The following is a 6,118-nucleotide window of genomic DNA, read 5'->3' on the forward strand; positions in this document are numbered from 1 at the left end:
AGCGGCCGGCGGGCGCGGGCCAGGGCGAGGCGGCGGGCTCGGAGGGCGCGGGCGCCCCTACCGCCCCGGGCGTCGATCCGGCGGACGCCGCGGCCCTGGTAGCTGCCGGGGCGCCGATGCACGTGCTCGTGGCCGAGGACAACGAGCTCAACGCCGACATCATCGAGAGCATTCTCGGCGAGGAGGGCTACGCCGTGACGGTGGCCGGCGACGGCCGGCAGGCCCTCGACGCCTTCGCCGCCTCGCCCGAGGGCCACTTCGCGGCCGTCCTCATGGACGCCCAGATGCCGGTCATGGACGGCTACGAGGCGGCGCGCGCCATCCGCGCCCTCGAGAGATCCGACGCCGCGGCCGTGCGCATCTACGCCTGCACCGCGTCCACCTTCGCCGAGGACCGGGCCCGCGCCCTCGAGGCCGGCATGGACGACTTCCTCGCCAAGCCGCTTGACGTGCGCGCCATGCTCGCCAAGCTCGGCGCCATCCGGGACGGTGCCCGATGAGCGCCCCCGCCGTCCTTCGCCGTGCGCGTCCTGCGCGCATCCTCGCCGCGCTGGCGGCCCTCGTCCTCGCGGCGTCGCTTGCCCTCGCCGGCTGCGCCGCGCCCGCCGAGGAGCCCGTACGGCTCACCATCAAGGTGCCGCGCACGAGCCACAGCGTGACCTTCGACCCCTCCGTCACCCAGATCGACCAGGTCATCTCCGCCATGGCCGCGGACTTCTCCGCCTCCTACGACGGGCCGCCGGTCGAGATCACGGTGGAGGTGTTCGAGCAGGGCCTCTACGACGAGGCCATCATCGGAGCCCTCGGCACCGACCACGAGGCCGACATCCTCTACGGGGACTTCTTCAACATGTCCACCTACGTCCACACCGGGCGCGTGGTGCCGCTCGACGACGTCGTGACCGACGAGCGGCGCGCGGACATCTACGACTACCTGTGGGATCGGGGCACGGTGGGCGGGCGCGTCTACCTGCTGCCCTACCTGGCGCGCCAGAACGTGCTGGCCTACAACAAGGAGCTCTTCCGCCAGGCGGGCCTCGAGTCCTTCATCGACGACGACGCCATCCAGTCGTGGACGCTCGCGGAGTGGGAGCAGGTGCTCGACACCTTAGCCGCGCGCCTGCCCGAGGGCGCCTACCCGCTCATGATGTACGCGCACAGCTCCCAGGGCGACACCCACACCATGACGCTCCTGCGCTGCTGCGGCGCACGGTTCTTCGACGAGGACGGCCGCTTCGCGCTCTCCGAGCCCGAGGGCGTGGCCGCCCTGCGCTGGATCCAGGGCGGCGTGGCGCGCGGCTGGTACCCGCCCCATGCCGAGAACCTGGAGATCGAGGACTGCTCGAGCCTGTTCCGCAACGGCCAGCTGGCCCTCTACATGGTGAACAACGTGTCCATCGGCCGCTACGGGGACAGCATCGGGCTCGTGAACTTCCCCGGCCCCGGTCCTGAGGGCTGCGCCACCTCGTTCGTGTCGGGCTTCGAGGTGTTCGACAACGGCGATGCGCAGAAGGTCCAGGTGGCCAAGGACTTCCTCGCCTACGTCTACGGCGACTCGGGCTGGCTCGACTACGCCGCCGGAACGCTGCCTGCCTCGCGCGCGGTGGCCGAGCGCTACGGCGCGGACACCCCCTCCTTCGCCCTGTTCCAGGCCAACGCCGCCAACGAGGTGGACTTCACCGGGTCCAACCCCGATACCTTGGCCGTGCGCGAGGTGTTCCACGAGTGCATGGGCGACCTGCTGCGCGGTGATGCCACGCCCGAGGAGACGGCGCGCGCCATCGACGAGCGCTGCAACCGCGCCGTCGACGAGGGGTGGGCCGCGAGCGTGCTCCACGAGTAGGGGCGCCGCCCGCGCCCGGCGCGCGGAAAGTTGCCGGATTCCCGCCATCTGCCCTGGTCTTGGCGGCGCCAAGCACTACAATAGGGCGTCGCGGCGGGGCATCTCGCCGCCTTGCGCGCCTGACCCTGACCGAGGATGAGAGACACCGTGACCGACGCACCCGCGACCCCTGAGGCCGCCGACACCGACACTGCCCGCCGACCCGCCTTCGACGCCATCGCCGTCGTGGGCCTGGGGCTCATCGGCGCCTCGCTTTCCGCCGCCATCACCGAGGCCTTCCCGGACGCCTTCGTCATGGGCGTCGATGTGGACGCGCGCGCCCGCGAGCTGGCCGAGCAGCGCGGCTGGGCCGCGCGCGCCGTGGCTCCCGACGACCCGGCGCTGGCCGCCTTCGTGCGCGAGCGCTGCGAGCTCGTGGTGATCGCCACGCCGGTGGCCTGCGTGGACGACTACTTCCGCCTGCTTGCCGACTGGGGCTATCAGGGCATCGTCACCGACACCATCTCCACCAAGGCCCACGTGCTCGACGCCGCGGCGGAGCTCCTGCCCGTGCCACGCAACTACGTGCCCGGCCACCCCATGACCGGATCTGAGCAGAACGGCATCGACGGTGCCCGCGCCGACCTGTTCAAGGGAACGAACTGGATCCTCTGCCCGGACGCCGACACGGTGCCCGAGCACTTCCAGCGCCTCCACGAGCTCATCACCGGCATGGAGGCCCGCGTGGTGTCGCTGCGCCGTGAGGAGCACGACCGCGCCGTGGCCATCGTGAGCCACGTGCCGCATATGGTGGCCTCGTCGCTGGTGGAGCTGGCCAGCCGCCATGCCGACGACACCCAGTCGCTCATGCGCCTGGCCGCGGGCGGCTTCAAGGACACCACCCGCGTGGCCGCCGGCTCGCCCAAGCTCTGGTGCGGCATCGCCTTCGACAACGCAGCGGCCCTGCGCGACGGGCTCGTCGAGATGCAGGGCATCATCGGCTCGTTCGTCAGCGCGCTCGAGGCGGGCGACCGCGCCGCCTTCACCGACCTGCTCGCCCAGGCGGCCGATGCGCGCCGCGCGCTGCCGGCGGCCTGGGTGCCCTCCACCGACAACCTGCTCGAGGTGCGCGTGCCCATGGTCAACCGCGCCGGCGTGGTGGCTGAGGTCACCACCATCGCGAGCTCCGTCGGCTGCAACATCCAGTCCATCGAGATCGACCACGTGTCCGAGGGCAACGCCGTGCTCTCCCTCATCCTCACCGACGAGGGGGACGTGGGCGCGCTCTCGCTCCAGCTCATCAAAGCCGGGTTCTCCGTGTCGTTCAGCCCCATCATGGTGAAGGAGTACGCCCATGTCGACTAGCGCCCCCGCTGCCGAGGTCCCCGCCTTCGGCCCCCAGACCCTCATCGAGCCCCTGCCCGCCCCGCTCCACGGCGAGGCGCGGGTGCCGGGTGACAAGTCCATCTCGCACCGCGCCGTGCTCTTCGCCGCCATGGCCGAGGGTACCTCGCGCCTCTCGGGCGTGCTCGACTCCCAGGACGTGCGCTCCTCCATCGGTGCCGTGCGCGCCCTCGGCGCCGACGCGCAGCTCGACGTTCAGCCCGACGGCAGCCTGGCGGGCACCGTCACCGGCTGGGGGGCGGCAGGCCCCGCTCAGCCCGACGGGCCCATCGACTGCGGCAACTCCGGCACCACCGCGCGCCTGCTCATGGGCGTGCTCGCGCCGTGGCCGGTCACCGTCGAGCTCACCGGCGACGAGTCGCTCCAGCGTCGCCCCATGCGCCGCATCACCGCGCCGCTCATGAAGATGGGCGCGCGCTTCGAGCCCGCCGGGCGCGAGACGCTGCCCCTCACGGAGACGGGCAACGCCCGCCTGCGCGCCATCGACTACGACGCGCCCATGGCATCGGCCCAGCTCAAGACGGCGGTGCTCCTGGCTGGCGTGTTTGCCGAGGGCACCACCACCCTGCGCGAGCCGGCACCGTCGCGCAACCACACCGAGCTCATGCTCCCGGAGTTCGGCGTGCCTACCACCGCCGCTGCGCGCCTGGCCAGCGTGACCGGCCCGGCAGCCCTGACCGCCGCCGACGTGGTGGTTCCCGGCGACCCGTCCTCGGCCGCCTTCCCCGTGTGCGCCGCGCTTCTGCGTCCGGGCAGCCGCCTCACCGTCGAGAACGTGAGCCTCTCGCCGGCGCGTATCGGCTTCGTGCGCACGCTCGAGCGCATGGGGGCCGACGTGGCGGTGCGCCATGAGGGCCAGGAGGGCAAGGAGCCCCGCGGCGCCATCTCGGTGGCCTACACCGACGTGCTGCGCGGCTGCGAGGTGCCGGCCCAGCACATCGCCTCGCTCGTGGACGAGGTCCCGGTGCTCTCGCTCGTGGCGGCCCGAGCCCGCGGCGTCACGGTGTTCAAGGACGTCTCCGAGCTGCGCGTGAAGGAGACCGACCGCCTGGCCGCCATCATCGACGGCCTGGCGCTCCTCGGCGTGGACGCGTGGACGGCCGGCGACGACCTCTGCATCGAGGGCACCCCCTCCCTCGTCGTGCCCGAGGGGCTCGTCTTCGACTCGCTCGGCGACCACCGCCTGGCCATGACCTGGGCACTGGTGGGCCTCACCGGCCGCGTGCCCGTGACCGTGCGCGACTTCGGCTGCGTGGCCGTGAGCTACCCGAACTTCCTCACCGACATGGAAAGGCTGGCGAAGTAGATGATCATCGCGATTGACGGGCCCTCCGGGGCCGGCAAGTCCACCGTGGCCAAGGCGGTGGCGAAGAAGCTGGGGTTCTCGTGCCTGGACACGGGCGCGATGTACCGCGCCATCGCCTGGCAGGCGCTGGCTGACGGCGTGGCGCTCGACGACGACGCGGCGCTCGGGGAGGTGGCGCGCACCTGCGTCATCGCCTTCGGCCACGAGGCGGGCGACCCGGTGCCCAAGCGCGTGTTCGTCGGCGACGCCGAGGTGACCGACGCCATCCGCACGGCCGAGATCGACCGTGCCGTGAGTCCCGTGTCGGCCGCGCCCTCGGTGCGCGAGGCGCTCGTGGACCAGCAGCGCCGCATCGGCCGGGCCGGCGACTATGTGGTGGAGGGTCGCGACATCGGCACCGTCGTGTTCCCCGAGGCGCCGGTGAAGGTGTTCCTCACCGCGTCGGACGAGGAGCGCGCCCACCGCCGCGTGCGCCAGAACGTCGACCGCGGCATCGGCTCCATCGACTACGACGAGGTGCTCGCCGACCTGCGTCGCCGCGACGAGCTGGACTCGAGCCGCGCCACGTCGCCCCTGCGCGCCGCCGACGACGCCGTGCACCTCGACTCCACCGGCCGCTACATCGAGGAGGTCATCGACGAGATCTGCGCGATGGCCGACGCCGCGCGCGCCTAGCGCCGGCCCGACGAGGAGGAGGGCGCCATGAGCCTGTTCCTGTCATCCGAGCAGATGTGGGACATGCCCCTCGGGGGCACGTCCGAGAAAAAGCAGGTGCCCCACTGGTTGGGCAACATCCTCTGGGCGTTTCTCGGCGCCGTGTTCAAGGTGTGCTTCCGCTACCGGGTGGACAACCGCGAGGCCCTGCGCGGCTTCGCTGGCGAGACGGGCGTGGTGGTCATCGGCAACCACACGTCGTTTCTCGACGTGGTGTTCATGTACCTGTCGGCGCGTCCCGCGCAGTGGATCCGCTTCATGGGACGCGACTCGCTGTTCGGCAACGCCCGCGGCCTGGTAGGGCAGATCCTCACGCGGGTGGGCGCCTTCCCCGTCAAGCGCGACTCGGCTGACCGCACGGCCATCAAGCGCGCCGCGGCCATGCTCAAGCGCGACGAGGTGGTGGGGATCATGCCCGAGGGCACGCGCCGCGGCAAGAGCGGCACCGAGCCCGAGCTGCACGCCGGCGCCGCCTTCGTCGCCCGCATGGGCCACGCGCCCATCCTGCCCATGACCGTGCGCGACGTCGAGAAGATCAAGCAGAAGGGGCGCTTCTTCCGGTTTCCCAAGGTGACCATCGAGTACGGCAGCCCCATCCTGCTCGGCGACTTCGACTTCCTGCCCAAGGACGAGCGCCTGGAGGGCTGCACCTGGTACGCCATGCGCGAGGTGTTCGCGCTGTCGCTGCGCATCCCCGCCGCCGAGGTGCGGATGGACGAGCTGTTCCCCCGCGCCAAGGACTACGCGGCCGTGTTCGCCGAGCACCCGCTGCCGCGCCACACCACCGAGGAGGTGGTGGCGGGCATCCGCGCTGCCCGCGCCGAGCAGGCGGCCCGCGCCGCCGAGCGCGCCGAGGCCGCGGGCGGGGCCGC

General features: G+C 72.1%; 6 protein-coding genes. All 6 read left to right on the plus strand.

Annotation, left to right across the window (positions count from 1 at the left end):
* A partial coding sequence (locus D1643_RS09290; RefSeq protein WP_160710353.1) for a response regulator occupies positions 1–500 on the plus strand: 500 nt, incomplete at its 5' end.
* The gene (locus tag D1643_RS09295; protein WP_160710354.1) at positions 497–1,843 is read left to right on the plus strand and encodes an ABC transporter substrate-binding protein; all 1,347 of its coding nucleotides are present in this window, start codon (positions 497–499) and stop codon (positions 1,841–1,843) included. The genes D1643_RS09290 and D1643_RS09295, both read left to right, overlap by 4 nt.
* Before the next feature lie 147 nt (positions 1,844–1,990).
* On the plus strand, positions 1,991–3,187 hold the full coding sequence (locus tag D1643_RS09300; protein ID WP_370520331.1) for a prephenate dehydrogenase/arogenate dehydrogenase family protein: 1,197 nt from the start codon (positions 1,991–1,993) through the stop codon (positions 3,185–3,187).
* Positions 3,177–4,532 (plus strand): 3-phosphoshikimate 1-carboxyvinyltransferase, encoded by a 1,356-nt coding sequence (gene aroA / locus D1643_RS09305; RefSeq protein ID WP_160710356.1) that lies wholly within the window; start codon positions 3,177–3,179, stop codon positions 4,530–4,532. Before D1643_RS09300 ends, aroA begins: the two co-directional genes overlap by 11 nt.
* Positions 4,533–5,207, plus strand: coding sequence for a (d)CMP kinase (gene cmk, locus D1643_RS09310; protein ID WP_160710357.1), 675 nt, complete (start codon positions 4,533–4,535; stop codon positions 5,205–5,207).
* 27 nt (positions 5,208–5,234) lie between these two features.
* The coding region (locus D1643_RS09315) for a 1-acyl-sn-glycerol-3-phosphate acyltransferase (protein ID WP_160710358.1) at positions 5,235–6,118 on the plus strand (884 nt) is incomplete at its 3' end.

The organism is Enterorhabdus sp. P55 (assembly GCF_009911695.1).
Taxonomy (GTDB): Bacteria; Actinomycetota; Coriobacteriia; order Coriobacteriales; family Eggerthellaceae; genus Enterorhabdus.

Excerpts from the sequence above, each read along its gene's own strand:
- D1643_RS09295 (WP_160710354.1), top strand. The coding sequence starts at position 497 with ATGAGCGCCCCCGCCGTCCTTCGCCGTGCGCGTCCTGCGCGCATCCTC.
- aroA (WP_160710356.1), top strand. The coding sequence starts at position 3,177 with ATGTCGACTAGCGCCCCCGCTGCCGAGGTCCCCGCCTTCGGCCCCCAG.
- cmk (WP_160710357.1), top strand. The coding sequence starts at position 4,533 with ATGATCATCGCGATTGACGGGCCCTCCGGGGCCGGCAAGTCCACCGTG.